Source organism: Parabacteroides sp. PFB2-10, from assembly GCF_029893085.1.
Lineage (GTDB): Bacteria > Bacteroidota > Bacteroidia > Bacteroidales > Tannerellaceae > QVMG01.
In genome coordinates, this window is sequence record NZ_JARXWI010000003.1 from 173222 (window position 1) to 198145 (window position 24924).

A 24924-nucleotide genomic window follows, 5' to 3' on the forward strand; every position below is an offset into this window, starting at 1 on the left:
GATTCCGAAAAACAGGCATTCACAATCCATATTAAAAAAATGAGGATTTGACATTTTGTCAAAACCGCCCGAGAATTTTTCCAAAAAGGCAGGACTTTGTGAAAAAAGTCCCGGGAGTTAGTATTTGTTAACATTTGAAGTGTAAGCAAACACCCCCTGTTTTTAGTTAAAAACGGCCTCTATTGCTTACACGTCTGTTTTTCAGAATTTCTCTATTTATTCGTATCTTTGCGTTCACTTAAAAAAAAATATAGGCACGCATCATGATATCTGTAGAGAAGCTGAGGGTTGAATTTGGGGGATTTACTTTGTTCGACGATATATCGTTCGTGGTGAATAAGAAAGACCGTATTGCCCTGGTGGGCAAGAACGGGGCAGGCAAATCGACCCTGTTAAAGATATTCGCCGGATTGCAGGCGCCCACCACCGGCCATGTCAGCCTTCCCAAAGATCTCACGATCGGCTACCTGCCTCAACAGATGAAACTGGCCGACAGCCGTACCGTCAAAGAGGAGGCCGAACAGGCTTTTGAACATATCCACATCATGGAAAAAGAGTTGGACGAACTGAATCTTCAACTGGCGGAACGCACCGACTACGACTCAGAAGCCTACCAGAAAATCATCGACCGCACCTCCTACCTGACCGAACACATCGGCATGATTGGTGGTAACAACTACCTAGCGGAACTGGAACGCACCCTGATCGGACTGGGTTTTCGCCGCGAAGACTTTGACCGCCCCACCTCGGAATTCAGCGGAGGATGGCGTATGCGTATCGAATTGGCCAAACTCTTATTGCGCCGTCCCGACATCCTGTTGCTCGATGAGCCGACCAACCACCTCGATATCGAATCGATACAATGGCTGGAGAATTTCATCTCCACACGGGCTAACGCGGTGATCCTGGTGTCGCACGACCGGGCGTTTATCGACAATACGACGTCGCGCACGCTGGAAATCGAACTGGGGAATATCTACGACTATAAAGTTAACTATTCACAATATGTTGTTCTCCGTCAGGAACGGAGAGAGCAACAACTGCGCGCCTACGAAAACCAGCAAAAGAAACTGGCCGATACGGAGGCCTTTATCGAGCGTTTTCGCTACAAAGCGACCAAGGCGGTGCAGGTGCAATCGCGCATCAAACAACTGGAAAAGATCGACCGCATCGAGGTGGACGATGTCGACAACTCGTCATTACACCTGAAGTTTCCTCCCGCGCCCCGTTCGGGATCCTATCCGGTTATCCTGGAGAATGTATCGAAAAACTACGGCGATCACCTCGTATTCCGGGATGCGACCTTCACAATTAACCGGGGCGACAAGGTGGCCTTCGTGGGGAAAAACGGCGAAGGCAAGTCGACGTTGGTGAAATGTATCATGGATGAGATCGACTACCGGGGCAAACTGCAACTCGGACACAATGTGAAGATCGGTTACTTTGCACAGAACCAGGCACAGTTGATGAACGAAAAACTCACCGTCTTCGAAACCATCGACTATGTAGCCCAGGGCGATATCCGCACCAAGATTCGCGACATACTGGGCGCCTTCATGTTTGGCGGAGAAGCATCCGACAAGAAGGTGGAGGTGTTGTCGGGAGGCGAACGCAGCCGGTTGGCAATGATCCGCCTGTTGTTGGAGCCTGTCAACCTATTGATCCTCGACGAACCGACCAACCACCTGGATATGCGCTCGAAAGATGTATTGAAAGAGGCGCTTCGGGAATTCGACGGGACGGTCATTGTCGTATCACACGACCGTGAATTCCTCGACGGACTGGTGGAGAAGGTGTATGAGTTTGGCAACCAACAGGTCAAAGAACATCTGGGAGGCATATACGAGTTTCTGGAGAAAAAGAAAATGGAGAACCTCCAAGAGTTGGAACGAAACACCCAGCCCCTCTCCTCCTCCGGCGAGCAGGCTGGCGATCAGCCATCGCAAAACAAGCTCTCGTATGAAGCGCGTAAAGAGTTGAGCCGCGCGATCAAAAAGGCAGAACGTACCATTGCAGAGGCAGAAAATCGGATTGCCGAACTGGAAACCAGCATTGCCCAGATAGAAGAAAAGCTCGCTACTCCGGAAGGGGCTGCGGATACCTCTTTATACAACAGCTATTCCGACAATAAAAACCAATTGAGTGAGGTGATGGATCAATGGGCGGAGCTGACCATGGAGTTGGAAGAGCTGACAAAAGAATAAAAACGTTTAAATACTATTTCTTTCAGTAACACCCTATTTACTGTTTTTGTATCTTTGCAGTGAACGAAAAAAACTCAATCAAAACGATATGAAAACAAACCTTAGTTCTCAGATTACGTTAACTCGTATCCCCCCGAAGTATTATCGGCCGGAAAATGCTTACGAACATTCTGTCTTGACACGCCTGGAAAAGATCCCTACCGACATATACGAATCGGTGATTGAAGGGTCGAAAGCAATCGCGCAGGAGCTGGCCAACGGGATCCGTAAGAAACAGGAGGCGGGCGAACAATTCGTACTGGCATTGCCCGGTGGACGCTCTCCGCTCACACTCTTCCGGGAATTGATCCGCATGCATAAAGAGGAACAGCTCAGCTTTCGCCATGTAACGGTCTTTGTCGAGTATGAATTCTATCCGCTGACCAGCATAACAGCAGGAAATGTCAATCGGTTGAAGTCCGAATTTCTGGATCACATCGATATCTTACCGGAGAATATCTATGCCCCCGACGGCATGATGCCCAAAGAGGCGATCTTTGACTTCTGCCGGCAATACGAAAACAAAATAAGCGAAGCAGGCGGCATCGACTATATGCTGATGGGCGTCGGACATACGAGTAACATCATGTTCAACGCACCCGGTACGCCGATCAGCACACGTACACGCTTAGTCTACCTCGAAGGAGCAGCCCGCAAAGAGGCCTCGCGCACGTTTCCCTCTATCGAGAGCGTTCCTTCCAGTGTGATCACGATGGGCATCTCCAATATGATGCATGCCAAACATGTGATTCTCATGGCCTGGGGAGAAGACAAAGCCGATATCATCCGCAAAACGGTGGAAGAGAAAATATCAGACGTCGTACCCTCTTCCTACCTGCAGAACCACCCGGACGCCAGGGTAGTGATCGACTTAGGAGCGGCTTACGACCTGACTCGCATCAGTTATCCCTGGCTGGTGACCAGTGCCGAATGGGATAATAAACTGATCCGTCGTGCGATTGTATGGCTCTGCCAGCAAACGGGCAAACCGATCCTGAAACTGACCAACAAAGACTATGGCGAACATGGCTTGGCCGAGCTATTGGCTATCTATGGCTCAGCATACAATGTAAACATCAAGATATTCAATGATATCCAACATACCATCACCGGATGGCCGGGTGGCAAGCCCAACGCGGATGACTCGAACCGTCCGGAACGGGCAACTCCCTATCCGAAGAAGGTGATTATTTTCAGCCCGCACCCCGACGACGATGTGATCTCGATGGGAGGAACCTTCCGCCGCTTGTGCGACCAGCACCACGATGTGTATGTGGCCTATCAGACATCCGGTAATATTGCCGTGGGCGACGAAGAGGTGATCCGCTACTGCGAATACCTGCGTGATGTAGCGGGTAACTATTCACCCAACGACACCACCATAAAAGAGAAAGCGGAAGAATTGATACACTACCTGCGTTACGAAAAGATCGACGATGGCGAACCGGAGCGTAAGGATGTCTTGTTTATGAAAGGAACGATCCGCCGGGAAGAGGCGCGTCATGGCGCACGCCATGCCGGCGTCAAAGACGACGATCATATCCGCTTCCTCGACCTTCCGTTCTACGAAACAGGATTAGTAAAAAAGAAACCGATCTCGAAAGCCGATGTGGAGATTATCGTCGATCTGTTGCATGAGATCAAACCGGATCAGATGTTTGTCGCCGGTGACCTCGCCGATCCGCATGGCACGCATAAGGTATGTCTAGACGCTATCCTGGCGGCTATCGACCTGATTAAGGATGAAGAATGGATGAAAAACTGTCGGGTATGGATGTATCGTGGCGCCTGGGCCGAATGGGAAATGGACCATATCGAAATGGCTGTGCCTATTAGTCCGGAAGAACTTCGCCTGAAACGTAACTCTATCCTGAAACATCAATCGCAGATGGAAAGCGCTCCCTTCCTGGGCGATGACGAACGCCTGTTCTGGCAACGCGCCGAAGACCGCAACCGCGCCACGGCAGAACTCTATAAACAACTGGGGCTTGCCTCCTATGAAGCGATTGAAGCTTTTGTGCAATACAAAAGGAAATAGGAGATAGGAGATAGGAGTTTACTTTGATAAATAATTACACCCAAAGTTTAACTCCTATCTCCTATCTCCTATTTCCCTATCTCAAAAACTCATTCCGAGATTATACATCATAAAAGCGTAGGTATCGGCATATTCATCCAATATCTTACTGATTGGTTTACCGGCACCGTGTCCGGCATTGCTTTCGATACGGATTAGTTTGGGGGCATCACCGGTATTGGCAGCCTGCAGCGTGGCAGCATACTTGAATGAATGGGCTGGCACCACCCGGTCGTCATGATCGGCGGTATTGATCAGGATAGCCGGATAAGACGTTCCGTCGTTTTTGATGGTATGCAACGGAGAGTAGGCATACAGATAGTCGAACATCTCTTTATTATCAGCGCTTGTGCCGTAATCGCTTGCCCAGTTCCAACCAATAGTAAAGAGATGGTAGCGAAGCATATCCATAACGCCCACATCGGGAATTGCCACCCGAAAGAGATCGGGACGCTGATTGACAACAGCACCTACCAACAAACCACCGTTTGATCCGCCGTTGATAGCGATCTTCGTATTATGGGTATATTTCTCCTTGATCAGGTATTCGGCAGCAGCGATAAAGTCGTCAAACACATTCTGTTTATTCATTAAGGTTCCGGCCATATGCCATTCTTCGCCATATTCGCCTCCTCCCCGGAGATTCGCCATGGCATAGATACCGCCACTTTCCAGGAATGGCAAACGAATGGTAGAGAATCCCGGATTCAGGCTTACATTGAAACCGCCATAACCATACAGTAAAACAGGATTGGTTCCATCCTTTTTCAACCCTTTCTTATAGGTGAGGAACATCGGTATCCGGGTGCCATCTGCACTGGGGTAGAACACTTGCTCGGTAACATACTCTTCTGGTGTAAAGGCAACCTTCGGAGCCAGATAGACTTCCGAACGGTTTTGATCCATATCGAAGCGATAGATAGTAGCCGGGAACGTAAAAGAGGTAAAGGTATAGAACACCTCTTTATCATCCTTATCACCCGAAAAAGAGACAGAACCCAGGGTTGGCAGCGTCACTTTGTATTCTTCTTTCCCATTCAAGCCATACACATAGGCGTGATGCGAGGCATCTTTCATATACACCAGGAAGAACTTCTCACCTATCACCTGCGCGCTCGATAGAACAGATTCCGATTCGGAAATAAGCGTCGTCCAGTCTTTCAACAGCGGCTTAGCGATGTTGAAACAGGCAATATGATATTTCGGCGCCTGATAATTGGTCTGCACATAAACGGTATTACCGATAACCTCCACCGGATAATAGTCATAGTCCATATCGGTCGTCAACGCAACCAAGGGTGCATTCGGTTTGCGCAGGTCTTTCATAAACAGATTATTTCCACGCCCGGCTCCGCCTTCCGACACAAAGAGAATCGTCTCGTCTTCGTTGACAGAAGCGTTATAGAAGCGGCGTGGTTCTTTCGGATTCTGAAATTCCAGACGGTCGGCCGACTGCGGCTTGCCTATCTCATGGTAATAGATCTTATGGTTTTCATTGACATTGGAAAATTCCTTGCCATCTTCCGGTTTATCATACGAACTGTAATAGAAACCATCGCCCTGCCAGGAGGGACCACCGAACTTGCTCCACAGGATATGATCGTCCAACAGCTTGTTTGTTGCCAGGTCTAAGACAAATATCTCATTCCAGTCCGATCCGCTGCGCGATATCGTATAAGCCAGGTATTTCCCGTTATTCGAGAAAGAGATACCCGCCAGGGCAACCGTTCCGTCTTCCGACAACTGATTCGGATCGAGCAACACGCGCGCCTCACCATCTAAGGTATCCTTCACATACAGGACACTCTGGTTTTGCAAACCATCGTTTTTATAGAAATAATATTTCCCATGGCGTTTGAATGGCGTGCCTATCTTCTCATAATTGGTCAGTTCGGTCATGCGTTCTTTGATACGATCACGGAAAGGGATCTGCGCTATATAAGCGGCAGTCATTTCATTTTCCGCTTTTACCCAAGCCATCGTTGCCTCGGAGGTATCGTTTTCCAGCCAACGATAGGGGTCGGCCACCGTTACGTCGAAGTAGGTGTCTGCCACCTCTTCTTTTGCTGCCACGGGATATTCCAACGCCGCTTTGGTGGAACAGCCCATTAGGCCAATCATACTTCCCATAAGGATTACATCTTTTAGTTTCATTGTTTTTTCTTTGTTTAGATTATACGATATTATTTCCAGCCATCCGCAATGAACGGATATCGGCTCCTGATATTTCCTGGAAAGGCTGTAATTCGAATTCGGAGATAACAGCCAATATATGATCGAATATATCCGCCTGGATCGATTCGTAAGGTATCCAGCGCTTTTCGGAAAGGAACACATAGAGTTCCAACGGAATACCGGTTTCCGTCGGCTGCAGTTGACGCACCATACAGGTCAGTTCCTTGCTTACCTCGGGGTGATGGCGCAAATAGCTTTCGATATAGGCACGGAAAATACCCAGATTGGTCTGGCGTCTGCCGTTGGCTATAATGGAATTATCGATCTGATGCTCTTCATTGTACTCGCGAAGCTCTTTTTCTTTCTGGTCGATGTAGTCAGTAATCAGGCTTATCTTCCGGAACTTAGCGAGCATCTCATTGGTGCAAAACTTCACACTGTTCATATCAATACTGATAGAGCGTTTGATGCGTCGCCCTTTCGAATCGCTCATACCCCGCCAGTTCTGGAAAGAATCGCTCACTAAGGCGTATGGCGGAATGGTCGTGATCGTATTATCGAAGTTGCGTACCTTGACCGCGTTCAATGTTACGTCGATCACATCGCCATCGGCTTGGTATTTCGGCATCGTGATCCAGTCGCCGGGACGAAGCATATCGTTTGCCGTCAGTTGGATCCCTGCCACAAAGCCCATCAACGTATCCTTAAATACCAACGATAGAATGGCTGCAGAGGCCCCCAGACCGGCAATCAACTTAGTCGGATCCTCTCCGATCAGTTGCCCGATAATCACGATAATCCCCAGAGAAACAACAATCACCTGCACCACCTGAACAAATCCTTTGATAGACTTTCCTTTATTCCTGCGGTGATAGATATCGCTACCCAAGCTCAACAGACCGTTGATGAAGCGGAGAGAAATAGCAATAATATAAATAATACATATCTTTTTTGCCAACAGATAAAGGACAGGAGTCCCTTGATCAAACACCAACGGAAGCATCATATAAACAAAGATAGCCGGAATAAGATGGATCACTTTGTCTAAGATTTTCCGTTCCACAACGATATCATCCCAATCGGTATCGGTTTTCTTGGCAATACCGGCAAACAACCTTAAAAACACCTTACGACACACATAATCGATCAGAAAAGCAATCAACAGAACGATTAATAATATAATCACATTATCCAACCAATTGCCGGTTCCGTCTTTCAATCCCCAATCCGTCAGCAACCCGGAAATACTCTCTTGCAGTTTATTCATGTTTTACCTTTTTATGATTTCTGCTTACAAATTTACTAAAATCACCCGAAACAGCATCTTTTTCCCTCTCTTTGCTGTTATATAAACGAAAATCGATAATATATTTGTAGTTTACTTCCAACAAATAGAAAATGTTATGAAAAATGTATTGAGTGTGCTTATTGCCTTCGTGTTATTAACCGGATGCGGAACCGTTCCCCTGACAGGTCGTAAACAACTGATGCTGGTCTCCGACCAGGAAGTATTGACATCCAGCCTGACACAGTATAACGAATTTATCAAGACAGCCCAGAAATCAACAAATAAAAGCCAGACAGACCAGGTGATACGTGTTGGGCGTAAGATCGCTGCCGCCACGAATGCCTACCTGAAAAATAATGGTATGGCCGCAGAGGTGGAAAATTTCTCCTGGGAATTTAACCTGGTAGCCGATCCGCAGATGAATGCTTTCTGTATGCCCGGCGGGAAGATTGTGGTCTACGAAGGACTGATGAAGATTGTCTCTTCCGACGATGACCTGGCGGTGGTGATGGGACATGAGGTGGCTCATGCCGTAGCCAAACACAGCAACGAACGAATGAGCCAGCAGATGGCCACCGTATTAGGTGCGTCGGTATTGGATGCAGCGGTGGGTAATAAAAGCGCGATGGTGCAACAGGTAGCCAGTACCGTTTACGGCTTAGGCTCTGAGACACTCGTAATCCTTCCTTTCTCGCGCAAACATGAATCTGAAGCCGACTATATGGGCTTGATCCTGATGACTATGGCCGGATACAACCCTCAGGCTGCTGTTGGCTTCTGGCAAAAGATGTCGGCAGGAGGAGGCGCCGGTGTGCCCGAATTCCTAAGCACACACCCCAGCGATTCACGCCGTATCAATGATATCCAGAACGCTTTGCCGGAGATGGAGAAATACAAGAAATAATTATGAATTGTGAATTATGAATTGGAGCGAAGCGAAAATCGCTTAGCGAAGCGTAAAGCAATTAGTTTCTTTTAATCCCAATTCATAATTCATAATTCACAATTCATAATTTTCCTCAAACGGTGATCCCCATCTTCTTCATCAGATAATAGGCATTCATATTCTGGGCAATGCCTTCGCGTAGCTGATAGGAGAAGGAGAGTTCATCGTTTTTTATATCGGCTTCGAAGCGGTAGTTCTTGATATTGTCAGGAAACTCCTCTTCCAGTGTTCCTAATACCAGGTCGTGTGTAGCGATAATGCCGCAGGTCTCAAAATGAACCAGTTGCTTCATCAACGCGATCGATCCTTTTTGTTTATCCACCGAGTTTGTTCCCTTCAGGATCTCATCCAGAATAATAAAGAGTTCTTCCCCCTCCTTCAGGCGGTCGATAATCATTTTCAACCGTTTCAGTTCGGCAAAGAAATAGGACTCATTGCTGACAAGTGAATCGGAGGTGCGCAGGCTTGTTACCATCTGTGCCGGACAGACCGTTAATGACTCGGCAAACACAGGCAATCCAATGCAGGCTAAGAGGTAATTCACCCCCACCGTGCGCAAATAGGTGCTTTTCCCGGCCATATTCGCCCCCGTTATGATCAAAAACCAGGACTTCTTAGGAATATGAGTATCATTACGGACGCAGGCATCCCGGTTAAGCAGCGGATGTCCCAGCCCCTTCCCCTCCATTCGGAAGTAGGTATCCGCTATGTCCGGATACACATAGTCGGGATGATTGAAGGCAAATCCCGCCAAGGAACTATAGGCATCAAAGCTTCCCAACGCATCGAGCCAGACAACTACCTCATCGCGATAGCGGTTTTTCCAGCGTTCCAGGCACAAGGCATGCCGCGTATCGCGCAGATAGAAAAGGTTTAATAGGATGCCCGCGGCACTATAACGCTGATCTAATCCGCCGATATACCCGGAGAGTTGTTTAATGGCTTTCGAGGCGGGCAGTCCCTCTTTGCCTATCAGGTCGGCCGTGAGCTTTGTCAGTTCTTCCGATTGGAAAGGAGTCGATTCGATACTTCTCATCAGACTGGCATAGGTCGAGAATATCTTTTCCATTTTATTGACCGACTCATAGATCTTATTGATACGTTTCCCGGTCAGGTTCGCCACGATAAAACTCACACAAATCCAACCCATAAGGAGGCTACTGGCAAGAAAACCCGTGATGACACCACCCAGCAACACCACCCATATGGCCGGTACGACCCACAACAGAGCTTTCCATAGTCTGTTATGTAGAAAATAAGCATCATCATTGGTCAGGGCATGCAGATAATCCCTGTCCTTTTTATGTCCGCTGCGGCGCTTTCCCGTCACATAGAAATGTTGCCGTAACGATGTATGATCTTTCAATTCACGAACAGCCTCCTGGCGCCGAAGGATCTCTTTCTTGTCGGTCAACGGCGAGAGAAACCATTCGCTCAACCGCTCTTTTCCCATAACCGTCGTACTGCGATTGAGGGATTGAAACAGCGAACGATCGCCAAACACATCCAGGTCCAGGCTAAAAGCATGAGCCGCCTCCACCTTTTCCGGAGCGCCATCGAAGGCCGAAAAGTCATAATCGAGCCCTTTCAATTCAGACTCATTCAAAGCGATCAGCGCCTCTGTATATAATTTCCGGTTATGCAACCGCGTATGATACACCATTAACAAGGCAAAAGGAATGGCAAACAAGACGATAGATCCTAAAATGCTTTGCCAACTCTCGTTTCTCAAAAGCCATATAGCCAATATCAACAAGGCAACAAGAACAAGACGGATCGTTCCCAACAGGTGTATTTGTCGTTTCAATTGTTCCGTCCGGCGGGAATAAGAGGTTACATTTTCCCGGTAATACGTATATACTTTCTCCATGGGGCGTAAAGATAGTGAAAGAGAGCTGAACATATCGAACCCAAAATCGGTTTATTCTATAAAGAGTAACAGAAATGACGAGGGTTGCTTTATTTTCAACTAATGCCAAGCCGGGCAAAGTGTCTATATTTGCATCGGTAAATGGATCTGATAATAGTGATAGAAGATGAGAAGAATTTTATTTGTGTTAAGCGTGTGCCTGTTAACAATCCATACCGGTTTTGCCCAGAGACCGGTTCAGCAATTCCTGGATAATCTACCCGAGGTACGCTATTACAATGCGGATAGTGTACGTGCCGAACTCGACCGTCGCCCCTACTTCACCCTGTTCCGCGACAATTACTTCATCGGAGGCATCCCCGTCAACGCCAAAGCGAACAGCGCCAATTCCGATGCCCGGTTCCAACTGAGCATCCAACAAAAACTGACCAAGAGTAATCTACCTTTCGACACCTACCTCTTTATCCAATACACCCAAAAAGCCTTTTGGAACATCTTCCAGGAATCGATGCCAATGCGCGAGATGAACTATAACCCCGGCATAGGACTGGGTCATCTCATTATCTATAAGAACAACTACATCGGGAAAGGCTATCTGATGCTGGAACACGAATCGAACGGAAAAGACAGTATCGACTCACGTAGTTGGAATAAAGTAACCGCCTGTGCTTCTATCATGATCAATAAAAACTGGGAGACACAGTTTCGGATATGGGCGCCTATTATCGACAGTGGCAATAACCGGGACATCCTGCGTTACAACGGTCTGTTTCAGTTAGGCGCCACGTACCGCAGCGATAACCAGCGTTTTGCCGCATCCGCCCTGTTCACCAAACGAAGCAGTAAAATGAGTTTCAACACCCAACTCGAACTAAGCTATAAGTTCAACCCAAGCGAAAACCAGTATTTCTTCCTACAATATTATAATGGCTACGGCGAGAACCTGCTCGAATACAACCAGTTCAAAAGTATGTTGCGCATAGGCTTCGTCATCAAACCGCAAGATTTTAGCTTTTTCTGATAAGGATGCAGATTTGTAAAAAGAGTTATCTGCCATCTGTTTTTGCACGACAAATACCAAAATGTTAAAATATCGATTGTAAGCAAAACGGTCGTTTTACTTACAAATCCATACGTTAAAAAGTGTTTCTCCCGGGAGTTTGTCTTCAAAGTCCCGCTTTTTTGCGCGCAAAGTCCTTCTGAAATTACAAATCGTAAATTGGGCATTTCGCCGAAAACGAACATTTTAACATTTGCTTACATTTCCGCAAAATTGCTGAATCGTTACATATTAGGGGGATTTATCAAATTGTATTTTATCGGGGGAGGATAATTTACAGGCTTTTCCATAAGGGTTTGAAAGTTTTTTCTTTTTTTGTTGGCTGTTTAAGAATAATGGAATACCTTTATATTTTATTTGCAAATTGAAGTAAAAGGGGTGTGATATGAAATGTGATGAAGAAAAGAAACTTCTTCAGACAGATGTTATAAATGGAGCGAACAATAACCCTCATTGGTTAACTATCTTATCCGATGAAAATGAGGATCCGAAAGAAACGCTGAAACGATTGCGTCTTCTTTCCAAAATTGCTTTTAAGGCCAATGATGTTCATGCAAGTTTATTGAGAATTAATCCTCATACGAAAGATTATAAGGATACGGAAGTGACCATTCTTTACCATTGGGTAGAGGATGCGGAGCGTTCTATTTTGATAAACTGGGATCATTATATATCTGTTTTCGACGAAGAGAGCCTGGACGTTTTCTGGAAATATTTTCTATCTGTTGTGAATGATGGCGTGCAGGAGGTGAAATTTGAAGCATTTGTCAAATTTCCGGAACATACCCGGTTTGTTTGGCGGGAATATATCATTTATCTCTATGAAAGGGATGCGGATGGGTTTACCACTGTATTGCTCTGTTCTTCTGATATTGATGCCCGCAAGTCGCAGGAACTGACGATGGAAGAGTTGGTCGACCGGATGGAAAAGGCCGACCGTATGAAGTCGAAATACCTGGCAGATATGAGCCATGAGATCCGTACCCCTTTGAATGCGATCACCGGTTTTGCAGAGATTATGGCCTTTACCGATTCGGCCGATGAGCGTATGGCCTATTATGATGTGATCAAGACCAACAACCAGATGCTGATGCAGCTGATCAATGATATTCTTGACTTGTCGAAGATCGAAGCCGATGTAGTGAAGATCTCGTATGAAAACATTGATGTAAACGATCTGGTTGATTCGGCTTATGCCTCGACCCGTTTGCGTATGCCGGGCGGTGTGGAATTGATTGTCGAGAAGGAGAAAAAAGAATGTCTGTTCGGAACGGATCCCGTTCGTTTGTTGCAGTTGATTACCAACCTGGCCAACAATGCGATCAAACATACGCGCAAAGGATCGATCACCATCGGTTACAGAAGTTTGCCGGATGGACAGCTTTGTTTCTATGTGAAAGATACCGGTTTGGGTATTCCGGAAGAGAAGCAGAAACAGCTGTTCGGCCGTTTTGCTAAAGTGAATGACTATGCCGAAGGTATCGGGCTGGGACTGGCTATTTGTCAGGGATTGGTTTCCAAAATGGGCGGTAAATTGGAGGTAGACTCGACCGAAGGCGTCGGATCGACATTCTCATTCACCCTGCCTTCCCACGAACCATCAAGCGAAGAATAACAATCTACCTAATTAGTTTATTTATAGTAGCGGGAGTATATCTGATTATACCTCCCGCTTTCTTTTATGCGGCCGAACCAATGATTGAGGCTGTCTAACAGCTCTTGGGATTCTTTGCGCACGACCCACGACTGCAACTGGGTGAAGCTGATATCGGTGTTGATGTCGATTTCCGGGAATTGATCCTGCATATGCAGGGCGATGGGCTGATCACAGACCGCATAGTCGATGTCTCCACTGGCCACCATGATAATCAGTTGCTCCGAAGAGTAAAGCGGATCTTCCACGATATGAATCGTGTCTCCGATCTCCTGTTCCAGGTTGCGCAGGCGCAGGATGGCCGGCGATTGGGCGGGTACATATAGTTGCTTCTTGGCTAAATGTAGTTGATTGCGTACAGGAAGGATTCCGTGGTTTGCTTTAGAGGTGCGTTGCACCAATACCTGTTTGTTTAATAGAACCGGGTCGGTGAACAGGTAGGATTCTTTTAGTTCTGTGGTGGCCGGGATATTCCGGGCGATAATGTCTGTTGCTCGTTGATTTAGCTTCTCAAAGCTTTTGGAAAGGTTCATTTCCAGTTGGATCTCTACCTCCAGGCCAGAGATATCTGAAATGGCCTGGCTTAATTCATACTGAAACCCCTGGATCGTATCACCGCTTACATAATAGCCAGTCGGGTTGTATTCGGTGATGAGACGTAATACGCCCTCTTGTCTTATCTCTTGCAGGTCACGGGCGGTCTCCCTGGGTTTCTTTAAAAGAAACATCGTGGCCACCACCAAAAGCAATAAGAAAGCATACAATAACAGAAGTTTTTTGGACTTCATAGAAGGGGAATCAATTGTTGAACATCACGGAGATACCGAATTTCAGCACAAAAGGATTCAATGGATAATGTGCGTATGAGAAGTGTTTGGGATCAAGGAACATGGTTCCGACATTGTAGCCCATGACAAAGAAGCGAGCCTGCTTCAGATGGAAGTTCAGGTAGGCATTGATCAACGGATAATCGCCAACTTTTGTCTTCCGGCTGTCTTCCGGCTGCAACTGGAACTGTTGGGTGGCCGGCTCATAATAGGGCGCATAGTAGGAGGTGAAGTAATGTGCGTCAGCTCCCAACTGAATGGTGAGCACCTTGGCCAGCTTAAAGTAGACATACATATTGGTGTACAGGCTCAGTTCGGGTAATGGAATCACCTCCTTGTTGCTGCTTAGTTGATAAGCTGCTTCATTCTCCCAGCCAAAGCCTTTGAACTTAAAATCTTGTTTTACCCGACCGGTGATGACCTGTAGGTTACCATCGTGTTGCAAAGGCACACCTTTGCTTCCAAAATAGACATGATTCTGAATGCTGTTCACACCGGCAAACAAGGTTGTCCTGGTTTTCTCGATATGAACAGAGCCTCCGACATACATTTGTTGCTCATTGCGGAAGTTATTATCCCAGCGGTAATACCGGGAGAGGTAGTGCCGTGTGAAAAAGGCGGGCGCTACGTTCTTTACATAGCCTTCTGCTTTGATGGATGCCTCTTTGCCGAATAGTTTGAATCGTGTTTGAATATCACCCGTAAGACGGAACTCTCCCAGATCATCCCCAACAAGGCATAGTTCACCCCGGGCATTGTAGGTGAGTACACTGCCGCGCGATTTACTCAGTTCCCCTCCAATATAGGTAGAGAACTCATCGTATGTTTTTGACAGAGGCGTATCCAGAATATTGGGAGTCTCAGGGGTAAAGTTGAAATAATGATAATTGTTTTCGTCGAACTCAAGGCCGGGAAGGCTGTTTCGCATCTCATATTTCCTTTGCTCCAGGGTAACAAAGGCGGATAATCCGAATTTAACCCACTTCTGAAATCCTTCTCGCAGGGAGAGGGCAAAGGTGTTGCGTAGCTTCCAGGAGGAGGGACGGTCGTGTAATGCAGGCGACATATCGTAGAACACCATGCTTCCGGGATTGCTTTTACCCGGGAAATTGTAACAGGTGTCAATGCCTGTTTGATTGCTGGTGGTGAAATGACGGCGGTTATCTTCATAGAAAAGCGTATGAACAATACTGGATACCGGCACAAACTGGCGACGCGGCTCTGCCGGTTCGCTATTGTTTCCGCCGGGAGGCATACTTGCATTATATGCGTGTTCGTGGTCGTCTCCCTCATGTTCATCCCCTTCGTGCTCGTGTTCTTCCAGGTTTCCTGCTGTTTCCTGAACAGGCGTGTCGAGCATCCGGTAGAATCCTAAGTTGAAACGATGCGTCAGGAAGTACTGTTTGCCTCTGACACGATTGAAAGCGTTATTAAAGCGAACGGCATAGTCTTTGGTGGTCACCGCGCGTCCGCTGGTATTCATCTCTTCCGGGTTGTAGATCCAGTTGTCATCACGCAGCCCTCCGTTCTCATAATTCACAAAGTTATAGTTGCTCAGGTAGGCACGCGCTTCGTATTTATCCGTCAGGAAGCTACCGAAAAAGCGGTAGCTTAAGAGTTTGTTCCCGTTGGAAGCATAGTGCCCACGGCTATAGATGTAGTCTAGTTCCCCGCCGATATTGATCTTTTTTCCAAAGCTAACGGTCATAATCCCTTTCAGTCTTTCTTCTTTTTGCTGATCGCCGCCGGCAAAAGAGTAAAGGATATTGGTATAAGGCACCTTGGCATCGTAAAAGTCTGCATTCTCCGGCGTGACAATGTAGTTGTCGAAAGGATCGGCAAAGATAAAGTCACGGCTCTCTTTGCGTTCATGGAACAAACGGGATTGTGCGGGAGAGCCCAAGTTTGCCAGGTATCCCATGGCTAATCCCTGCCCTTCAACGAGTGTGCTTTGACCGAAATTCAGCCGGGCGGTATCCATAGGTGCTACGAAAGCCTGCCCGACATAAGGACTGACACGCAATGCCGTTACCTGGTCGGAGAGCGCCAATGTGTCTGTCTGAATGCTGTCTGCGCCTTGTCCTTTCGATAGATTGGAAAGTGAGAAACCACCTTCACCTCCTCCTCGCGGCGGACGATCCTGCGCCTGCACCGATAACGTTATACAGAGTATGGTTAATGATATATAAATACTCTTCTTCATCGTTTGCAAAGATATAATAAAAGGGCGTTCCTACACAAGAACGCCCTTTATCTTTATCATCTTTTTTGACTGAATTACACCTTTTGGATAATTTCCATTCCTTTTTTGATGGCGGCTTCATTCATCGGAATCAGTTTGTGATGGCGCTCCGGCAGCGACTTTTTCAGGCCTAACAGTACGTTTTCCAGCTTAACCATCGGAACGACTTTCAACAGTCCGCCCAATACGATCATATTGAAGGCCTTTTCGTTCTTCATTTCCGTCGCGGCATCCATTGCATCTACGCGATAAACCTGAATGTCGGTGCGTGTAACAGGCGTATGAATACCGTATCCGTCATAGATCAGGATACCGCCCGGCTTCACCTTATTTACAAACTTCTCGAGCGAAGGCTGATTCAATACAATCGCTATATCATATTGATTCAGAATAGGCGAGCTGATGGGTGCGTCACTCAGGATAACAGTCACATTGGCTGTTCCCCCCCGTTGTTCCGGGCCGTAAGATGGCATCCAGGTCACCTCTTTTCCTTCCATCAAGCCGGAATAGGCTAATATTTTCCCCATGGACAATACACCTTGTCCACCGAAACCTGCAATGATTATTTCCTCTTTCATGCTTCTTCAATGTTTTTTAAGTCACCTAATGGATAGAATGGGAACATGTTTTCGACCATCCAGTCGTTTGCTTTCGCCGGAGTTGTTTTCCAACCAGAAGAACAGGTCGAAACAAATTCTACAATGGATGTTCCTTTTTTGTTCATCGCATTTTCAAATGCCTTGCGGAGCATCTTCTTGGCTTTCTTTACAGCAGCCGCCGTATGTACGCTCTGACGGGTTACCAGGCAGGTGCCTTCGAGTTGCGCCAACAGATTGGTTATTTTCAGCGGATGGCCGTTCAGTTCGATATTACGTCCGTAAGGAGTTGTCGACGTGGGCATGCCTTCCAGCGTGGTGGGCGCCATTTGTCCGCCTGTCATACCGTATATCGCATTGTTGACAAACACAATCACGATGTTTTCTCCACGGTTAGCCGCATGGATTGTTTCCGCAGTACCGATTGCCGCCAGGTCGCCATCGCCCTGATAGGTGAACACCATTTTGTCGGGGTTCAACCGTTTGGCAGCGGTCGCAACAGCAGGAGCACGTCCGTGAGCCGCTTCGATCCAATCGATATCCAGGTAGTTGTAAGCAAACACGGCACAGCCTACCGGAGAAACTCCGATGGTTTTTTCGGCAAGCCCCATTTCGTCAATTACCTCTGCTATCAATTTGTGTATGACACCATGACTACAGCCCGGGCAGTAGTGCATGGAATTATTATTCATTAACCGGGGTTTCGTATGAACCAGGTTTTCCGGTTTAATTATTTCATTGAGTTCCATATCTCTTTTAACTTCTTTTTTATTTACCAACGTATCGCATTACATACTGCACTACCCGTAACACAACCGCAATACCTCCCAGAATGAGAAACCATGTCCGGTCGCCACGTAAGGCAAAAAAGCATATAACAGCGCCAATGGCCAAGACCATAAACAATAAAGTAAACAATTCGTCTAACCGGCTTCCGCGTCTCATAATCTGATGGATTTATGCGTTAATGATTTTTTCTTTTAGTGCATCGAGTATTTCATCCGGAGTAAAGATGATTCCTCCGAGACGGCCATAGTGTTCCACTTTTATCTTGCCGTTGACAGCCAGGCGGATATCTTCCACCATTTGTCCGGCATTCAATTCAACGGAGAGCATTCCTTTCACCTTGTTGGCATAGGCCGCAATGGCTTGTGTCGGGAAAGGCCATAGGGTGATAGGCCGCAGAAGGCCAAGTTTGATACCCTCTTCACGTGCCAGTTCCACTACCTTTTGACAGATACGTGCCGAAGATCCGAAGGCTACCAATAGGTATTCCGCATCGTCACACATAAACTCTTCATAGCGTACTTCGTTCTCTTCAATCTTCTTGTATTTTGCCTGGAAGCGATTGTTGTTCTCTTCCATAACGGCGGGATCGAGCTCCAATGAGGTGATCACGTTTGGCTTACGATCCGCCGGCTTGCCTTGGGCTGCCCAGGGGTTCTCTTTGCGTAATTCTTCTTCCGTACGGCGTTTTTGGAACGGCGGTAGCGTTACTTTTTCCATCATCTGTCCCACGATACCATCTGCCAGTATCATCACCGGATTAGCATATTTGAAAGCCAGGTCAAAGCCTAATGTTACGAAGTCGGCCATCTCCTGTACGGAAGAGGGAGCCAGTGTGATCAGGCGATAGTCGCCGTGTCCACCCCCTTTTACCGTTTGGAAATAATCCGCCTGACTGGGTTGAATGGTTCCCAAGCCGGGGCCACCACGCATAATATTGACAATCAAACAGGGCAGGTCGGCTCCAGCCAGATAGGAGATGCCTTCCAGTTTCAGGCTGATACCCGGACTGGAGGATGATGTCATCACCCGCTTTCCGGTGGCAGCGCCTCCGTACACCATATTAATGGCAGCTACTTCACTTTCTGCCTGCAGAACCACCATGCCGGTTGTTTCCCAGGGCATCTCCGCCATCAATGTTTCCAAAATCTCCGACTGGGGAGTGATGGGATAGCCAAAATAACCATCGGCACCCGAACGGATCGCCGCATGGGCAATCGCTTCGTTTCCCTTTAACAGTTTTATTTCTTCTGACATTATACTTTTGCTTTATAGATCGTTAAACAACCATCGGGGCATACCAATCCGCAGTTGGCACAACCGATGCAATTATCCGGGTTTTTCATGTAAACATAATGATACCCTTTGTTATTCACTTCGCGCGGATGAAGCTCGAGCGTGTCCGTCGGGCAGGCAACCACGCATAGGTCGCATCCCTTACAGCGCTCGGTGTTCACAACAACCGCTCCTCTTATTTTTGCCATAACTCGATAAATTTTTAAATATGTTTTTTGTCGATTACAAACGATTGAACAAAGGTAATAATTTCTTCAGGAAAGATAGTCATATCTTTCAGAAACTCGTGCATTTTTAATGAATTATTTTTTTAGAAAAATATCATTTTGTCAAATCAAAAACGGTTATTCGGTAGTATTTTTGGTGTTTTCATATAAAACACACCCATAAATACAGTATATTTATATCTTTTTGTAAGTTCAAACAGCCAATACAGTTGCAATTTATCAAAAGCTTTTCAGCCATTCTTCACCTGTGAAAAACAGCTTCATCCGGAAAATAGCTAAGGGAAAATTTTAGATACACTACCCTCTTCTCCCTCTTTACATTTTCCCGATTTAACGTATTTACCGTTGCATTTTCGCACAACACCCCAAAAATGTTAAAATATCGATTGTAAGTAAAACGGCCGTTTTGCTTACAAATCCATACGTTAAAAAGTGTTTCTCCCGGGAGTTTGTCTCCAAAGTCCCGCATTTTTGCGCGAAAAGTCCTGCCGAAATTACAAATCGTAAATTAGGGGTTTCGTCAAAAACAGGCATTTTAACATCTGTTTGCATTTTTTTTCACGCGAAATGACTGAATAGTCACAGGATCAAAAACAACCCGACTGCCGGAGTAGAGATCGGAGTGAGGGATGCATGGAACGTTCGAAATCGTCTCTCGTCGTAAACAAATCGACACTTTTTCCAATTGTATTATATAGCATATGTGCATTTAAATAGTTATCTTGCGAACCAACTCCACACATATGTAATAGAGATATAAATTTTAAATGACAGAAAATGGAAAAACGTTTCTTGGGGCTTATTGGGAATAGTATTCGAAAAAACTGGGATCTCCCCGCCTTTACGGATTATAAAGGGAAAACATTCTATTATAGGGACTTTGCCGAAGAGATTGAAAAGTTTCGTATCCTTCTGGAAGAGGCCGGAATACAAAAAGGTGATAAGGTGGCCATTGTGGGGCGTAACTCTTCGCATTGGGCTATTTGTTTTTTCGGAACACTGGCTTACGGGGCGGTGATTGTTCCCATTTTGCACGACTTCAAGCCGGATAGCATCCATCATATCGTGAATCATTCGGAGGCAAAGGCGCTTATTGTTGCTTCGCATAACTGGGAAGGAATGAACATCGCAGAGATCCCTCAAATGGAGTTGATCGTGCTTATGGATGACTTCTCCGTATTGGCAAGCAAAAAGGAGGGTGTAGCCGAAGTACAGAAAGACATAGAGGCTCGTTTCAAAGCGAAATTTCCCGAAGGATATAGGCCGGACGACCTGGTTATGCACGAAGAGCAACCGGAAGAGTTGGCGGTGCTTAATTACACTTCCGGAACGACCAGCTTCTCTAAAGGGGTTATGTTGCCTTACCGTAGTTTGTGGAGCAACACAAAGATCGCCTACGACCGCCTGCCGGGCATTCATCCGGGCGATACAATCGTATGTATGTTGCCGATGGCTCATATGTATGGACTGGCCTTTGAGATCCTGAATTCGGTTAATCTGGGGTGCCATATCCATTTCCTGAACCGCACACCGAGTCCGAAGATCATTATCGATGCCTTCGCAACCATCAAACCTCCGTTGATTTTGGCGGTTCCGTTGATCATTGAGAAAATTGTCAAAAATAAGATTTTCCCCATGCTTGAGAAGCCGGTGATCAAAACCTTATTGAAGGTTCCCGGACTTAAGTCCATTATTTTAAATATAATCGGCAAAAAGCTGAAATCGGCTTTTGGCGTCAACCTATGGGAAGTCGTTATCGGTGGAGCTGCCTTGAACCGTGAGGTGGAAGAGTTTCTGCGCAAGGTGAAGTTTCCCTATACAGTGGGGTACGGCATGACGGAGTGTGGGCCATTGATTGCCTATACGCAATGGGACTCCTTTAAGATGGCTTCTGTCGGACAGATTGTCGACCGGACGGAGGTGATTATCGACTCTTCCGACCCGGAAAACGAGGTGGGCGAAATTCTGGTACGAGGCATGAATGTCATGCTTGGATATTATAAAAACCCGGTGGCTACCGAAGAGGTAATGATTGCAGACGGTTGGATGCGGACAGGCGACCTGGGCACCTTGGATAAAGATGGATTCCTCTACATCAAAGGGCGTAGCAAATCGTTGATCTTAAGCTCCAACGGTCAAAACATCTATCCGGAAGAGATCGAAGACAAGTTGAACAATATGCCTTATGTGGGCGAATCGATTGTTATTTCCGAGAAAGGAAAGATCATTGCTTTGATTTATCCGGACCTGGATCGGATAGAGAATACGGGGGTAAGTGATGCGGAAGTGGAAAAGCAGATGCGGGCAAATATCGATAAGCTGAATACGCTGATCCCGGCTTATAGCAAGGTGAGCGACTACCGCTTGTATGACGAGGAATTTGAGAAGACGCCTAAAAGAAGTATTAAACGTTATCTATATCAATCGAAAGAAGAATAGTAGTTAGAAAAGTTAAAGAAGTTATCACTTGCTTCGCTCCTTAGAAGTTGAGTAGGGAGCGTATGCATATATAAAACGAAAAAGCTATGAAAACGGATATTACAATTGCCCGGGAGACGACGCTCAAAAAGGTGAAAGAAATAGCCAAAGAGTTGGGCATTGCCCGGGATGAAGTACAGAATTATGGCCGCTATATGGCTAAGATACCGCTTCATCTGATCGATGAAGAGAAGGTGGGGCAGCATAACCTGATCCTGGTGACGGCCATTACACCGACCAAGGCCGGTATTGGTAAAACGACCGTTTCGATCGGCCTGGCATTAGGATTGAACCGGATCGGAAAGAAAGCCGTCGTGGCTTTGCGGGAGCCCTCCTTAGGGCCTGTGTTTGGCATGAAAGGTGGAGCGGCCGGGGGTGGTTATGCACAGGTGCTTCCGATGGAGAATATCAACCTGCATTTTACGGGCGACTTCCATGCGGTGACATCGGCACACAACACGATCACGGCTTTATTAGACAATTATATCTATCAGACGCGCAACAGTTGCGACGGATTGAAAGAGATCAAATGGAAACGTGTATTAGACGTGAACGACCGTAGTTTGCGAAATATGGTTTCCGGTTTGGGAGGAAGTGCCAACGGCGTTCCGACGGAAACCGGGTTTGATATCACGCCGGCCTCCGAGATAATGGCCATCCTTTGTCTGGCCTCCGACCTGGATGATTTGAAGCGACGGGTAGGGAATATTCTTTTAGGATATACGAACAACGACCAGCCTTTTACGGTGAACGATCTGGGGATAGCCGGTGCCATTACGGTATTGTTGAAAGATGCCTTGCGCCCGAACCTGGTGCAGACGACAGAGAATACGGCTGCTTTTGTGCATGGAGGGCCTTTTGCCAATATCGCGCACGGATGTAACTCCATCCTGGCGACGAAGATGGCTTTGACCTATGGCGACTATGTGGTGACCGAAGCCGGATTTGGTGCCGACCTGGGGGCGGAGAAATTCTTTAATATCAAATGCCGCAAAGCGGGATTGTCTCCTAAATTGACGGTGATTGTTGTCACATCGCAGAGCCTGAAGATGCATGGTGGCGTGGCAGAAAACAAAATCAAGGAGCCGAACCGGGAAGGACTGGTAAGCGGCCTGGCTAATCTGGATAAGCATATTGAGAATATAAAGAGCTTCGGACAATCGGTGGTGGTTACCTTTAACCGGTTCACAACGGATAGTGATGAGGAGATTGCTCTTGTGGCTGACCATTGCCGGAAGCAGGGCGTTGGCTTTGCTGTCAATGAGGTGTTTGCCGAAGGCGGTAAAGGCGGAGAGGAATTGGCCCGGCTGGTAGTAGATACGATTGCGAATAATCCCTCTACGGAGTTGCAGCATACCTATCAGGACGACGACGATGTGCGTCAGAAGGTGCAGAAAGTGGCTACGCAGATCTATGGCGCCTCATCGGTGGTCTACACCACGTTGGCCGATAAGAAACTGCGGCAGATCGAGAGCCTTGGCATTTCCCATTACCCGATATGTATTGCCAAGACGCAATATTCTTTCTCTTCGGATCCGAAAGCTTATGGCGTTGCCCGGGATTTTGAATTGAAGGTGCGTGATATTATTATCAATAACGGAGCGGAAATGCTTGTCGTTATCATGGGAGAGATCATGCGTATGCCGGGACTTCCGAAAGAGCCGCAGGCAAAACATATCGACATTGTGGATGGACTTGTCGAGGGCTTAAGCTAACAAGCATACGCATTAGAATAGAATACAAACAAAAAAGGTATCGCATTTAGCGATACCTTTTTTGTTTGATATGATATACTTTCGGAAAATTCTTTACCGGCTGCCGTATTTACTGGAGGTGACTCCCATTCTCATGGCCTGGTTGTCTTTGCGAAGTTTCAACCCGGAAGGAGCAAGGTAATGCGTGACCACCGTTGTATAGGTTCCGTAGTAGTTGCTCTCCTCTTTGGTATTTACCGGGAAAATCATCAATACAAGGTCATCGCCGGGAGAATTCTCTATGTGTTTCTTTAACACATTGGAAATATTCCCGAAGGGATACGTACGATTTTCCGCATTCAACACGCCGACAAAGGAGGTGGTACCATCGCTTACCTTATTATCCTCGAAGAATGTTTTTACCGAATCTTCCGGCAATAGCAATAATTTAGAGGGCATATTTAGCGCATATGTATACTCTTCTGGCGGGAATGCACGAAGAGTAAGCGGCATATTATTTAAAATACGTCCGTCGATAAGCGGAGCAATCTCCTTAGCCGGGATAACTAAGCGGCAACCAACACCTGCCGGTGTCTTCATATACATATAGTCTTCGCTCGGTTCGAGCAGTTCGCTCATATCAGTATTCTTGAAACGATTGAGCTGAATAACCTCTTTGGTAATATTGAACACCTCGGTTGCGTGAATAATAGTATCTTGCTCCTGCGCCCCTTTGCCTACATATCTGTAATGGATGGTCATAAGCGACAGGTCTACGCCAATAATAGTGCCCGACCCAAAGGTGGTTGTCACGTATAAGCCGGGAAAAAAGGCATTGAATGCATCCTGATCGACAAAGGAGGATGGGTTGTTTACTGTCTCGTCGTAGATCTTTTGCCCAATTGATTCCGGCATACGGATGCGGATATTCGGATAATAACCATCGTCGCCATTCCGCACAGAATCGGGAACGGAAACATCATAGGCCGTATAGGTCTGAGAACCCAACACCTGTTTCCGGTCTACATAATCATCCGGATTCAGATCAGTATAGTAATTCTTTTCTAACGGAGTCGTAACGGGGAATAGCTGAACACGCATGGGTGCTACTGAGTCGCCCACCCAGGCGCTGTAATAAATACGGAAGTCTACCGAGTCCACCTTACCGTCGATGGGCGTATGTTCAAAGCGATATCCCTCCGGACAGTAGAACTGGCAGATATAATCCGATACCAATGTACCGTATAACGGGTCGTAAAACTCTCCCAAAAGGCCTGTGTCTGATTTGGCATATACCGACTCCATCTTGACGGTTGATGCCGCTATGTTAAACGAATCAACAGATACAGAGATCTTATCGCCTTCTCCCTGAATACTCGTTCCTACCTTGCTCAATTCATCATCACAACTGCCCAGAATAAAGATTGCCAGGCATAATCCAAGTATAAAATGCTTTTTGTTCATT

The 24924-nt window shown here is 46.7% G+C and carries 18 protein-coding genes; 7 read left to right on the forward strand and 11 right to left on the reverse strand.

Annotation, left to right across the window (positions count from 1 at the left end):
* Positions 1-263 precede the first annotated feature (263 nt).
* Together M2137_RS04000 and M2137_RS04005 are read left to right on the forward strand one after the other, a co-directional pair.
* Entirely contained in the window at positions 264-2204 is a 1941-nt protein-coding gene (locus M2137_RS04000) for an ABC-F family ATP-binding cassette domain-containing protein (RefSeq protein ID WP_280765169.1), read from the forward strand.
* Between the two features lie 88 nt (positions 2205-2292).
* The gene (locus M2137_RS04005) at positions 2293-4281 is read left to right on the forward strand and encodes a glucosamine-6-phosphate deaminase (RefSeq protein ID WP_280765170.1); all 1989 of its coding nucleotides are present in this window, start codon (positions 2293-2295) and stop codon (positions 4279-4281) included.
* 81 nt (positions 4282-4362) lie between these two features.
* Here M2137_RS04005 and M2137_RS04010 read toward each other — a convergent pair whose 3' ends face one another.
* Entirely contained in the window at positions 4363-6474 is a 2112-nt protein-coding gene (locus tag M2137_RS04010) for a prolyl oligopeptidase family serine peptidase (protein ID WP_280765171.1), read from the reverse strand.
* Between the two features lie 19 nt (positions 6475-6493).
* Complete coding sequence (locus M2137_RS04015; RefSeq protein WP_280765172.1) at positions 6494-7762, reverse strand: mechanosensitive ion channel family protein; 1269 nt, start codon at positions 7760-7762, stop codon at positions 6494-6496.
* A gap of 136 nt (positions 7763-7898) precedes the next feature.
* Here M2137_RS04015 and M2137_RS04020 point away from each other — a divergent pair, with 136 nt between their 5' ends.
* Positions 7899-8687: a M48 family metallopeptidase gene (locus M2137_RS04020; protein WP_280765173.1), complete on the forward strand. Its 789-nt coding sequence runs from the start codon at positions 7899-7901 to the stop codon at positions 8685-8687.
* A gap of 115 nt (positions 8688-8802) precedes the next feature.
* Here the strand turns inward: M2137_RS04020 and M2137_RS04025 are convergent, their stop codons facing one another.
* Positions 8803-10599, reverse strand: coding sequence for a DNA mismatch repair protein MutS (locus M2137_RS04025; protein WP_280765174.1), 1797 nt, complete (start codon positions 10597-10599; stop codon positions 8803-8805).
* 166 nt (positions 10600-10765) lie between these two features.
* Between M2137_RS04025 and M2137_RS04030 the strand changes: the two genes are divergently transcribed.
* Together M2137_RS04030 and M2137_RS04035 are read left to right on the forward strand one after the other, a co-directional pair.
* The gene (locus M2137_RS04030; protein WP_280765175.1) at positions 10766-11620 is read left to right on the forward strand and encodes a phospholipase A; all 855 of its coding nucleotides are present in this window, start codon (positions 10766-10768) and stop codon (positions 11618-11620) included.
* Positions 11621-12044: 424 nt separating this feature from the next.
* Entirely contained in the window at positions 12045-13274 is a 1230-nt protein-coding gene (locus tag M2137_RS04035) for an ATP-binding protein (protein WP_280765176.1), read from the forward strand.
* A gap of 17 nt (positions 13275-13291) precedes the next feature.
* On the opposite strand, the gene M2137_RS04040 is transcribed toward M2137_RS04035, so the two are convergent.
* The 7 genes from M2137_RS04040 to M2137_RS04070 all read right to left on the reverse strand — a co-directional run bounded on the left by M2137_RS04040 (position 13292) and on the right by M2137_RS04070 (position 19248).
* Positions 13292-14101: a transporter substrate-binding domain-containing protein gene (locus M2137_RS04040; protein ID WP_280765177.1), complete on the reverse strand. Its 810-nt coding sequence runs from the start codon at positions 14099-14101 to the stop codon at positions 13292-13294.
* Positions 14102-14111: 10 nt separating this feature from the next.
* A complete protein-coding gene (locus M2137_RS04045; protein ID WP_280765178.1) occupies positions 14112-16343 on the reverse strand; it encodes a putative porin in 2232 nt (743 codons plus the stop codon).
* Between the two features lie 74 nt (positions 16344-16417).
* Complete coding sequence (locus tag M2137_RS04050) at positions 16418-16960, reverse strand: 2-oxoacid:acceptor oxidoreductase family protein (protein ID WP_280765179.1); 543 nt, start codon at positions 16958-16960, stop codon at positions 16418-16420.
* Positions 16957-17727: a thiamine pyrophosphate-dependent enzyme gene (locus M2137_RS04055; RefSeq protein WP_280765180.1), complete on the reverse strand. Its 771-nt coding sequence runs from the start codon at positions 17725-17727 to the stop codon at positions 16957-16959. The genes M2137_RS04050 and M2137_RS04055 overlap by 4 nt, the downstream gene beginning before the upstream one ends.
* A 19-nt stretch (positions 17728-17746) precedes the next feature.
* Complete coding sequence (locus M2137_RS04060; protein WP_280765181.1) at positions 17747-17923, reverse strand: hypothetical protein; 177 nt, start codon at positions 17921-17923, stop codon at positions 17747-17749.
* A gap of 12 nt (positions 17924-17935) precedes the next feature.
* Positions 17936-19021: a 3-methyl-2-oxobutanoate dehydrogenase subunit VorB gene (locus M2137_RS04065; RefSeq protein ID WP_280765182.1), complete on the reverse strand. Its 1086-nt coding sequence runs from the start codon at positions 19019-19021 to the stop codon at positions 17936-17938.
* Positions 19021-19248, reverse strand: a complete 228-nt coding sequence (locus tag M2137_RS04070) for a 4Fe-4S binding protein (protein ID WP_280750830.1) — start codon at positions 19246-19248, stop codon at positions 19021-19023. Before M2137_RS04070 ends, M2137_RS04065 begins: the two co-directional genes overlap by 1 nt.
* An 816-nt stretch (positions 19249-20064) precedes the next feature.
* On the opposite strand from M2137_RS04070, the gene M2137_RS04075 reads away from it, so the two are divergent.
* Positions 20065-21726 carry an AMP-binding protein gene (locus M2137_RS04075; protein ID WP_280765183.1) on the forward strand — a complete coding sequence of 554 codons (1662 nt, stop codon included), beginning with the start codon at positions 20065-20067 and terminating at the stop codon, positions 21724-21726.
* Between the two features lie 86 nt (positions 21727-21812).
* Complete coding sequence (locus M2137_RS04080; RefSeq protein WP_280765184.1) at positions 21813-23480, forward strand: formate--tetrahydrofolate ligase; 1668 nt, start codon at positions 21813-21815, stop codon at positions 23478-23480.
* A gap of 93 nt (positions 23481-23573) precedes the next feature.
* Here M2137_RS04080 and M2137_RS04085 read toward each other — a convergent pair whose 3' ends face one another.
* The gene (locus M2137_RS04085) at positions 23574-24923 is read right to left on the reverse strand and encodes a DUF4270 domain-containing protein (protein WP_280765185.1); all 1350 of its coding nucleotides are present in this window, start codon (positions 24921-24923) and stop codon (positions 23574-23576) included.
* Between the last annotated feature and the right edge of the window lies 1 nt (position 24924).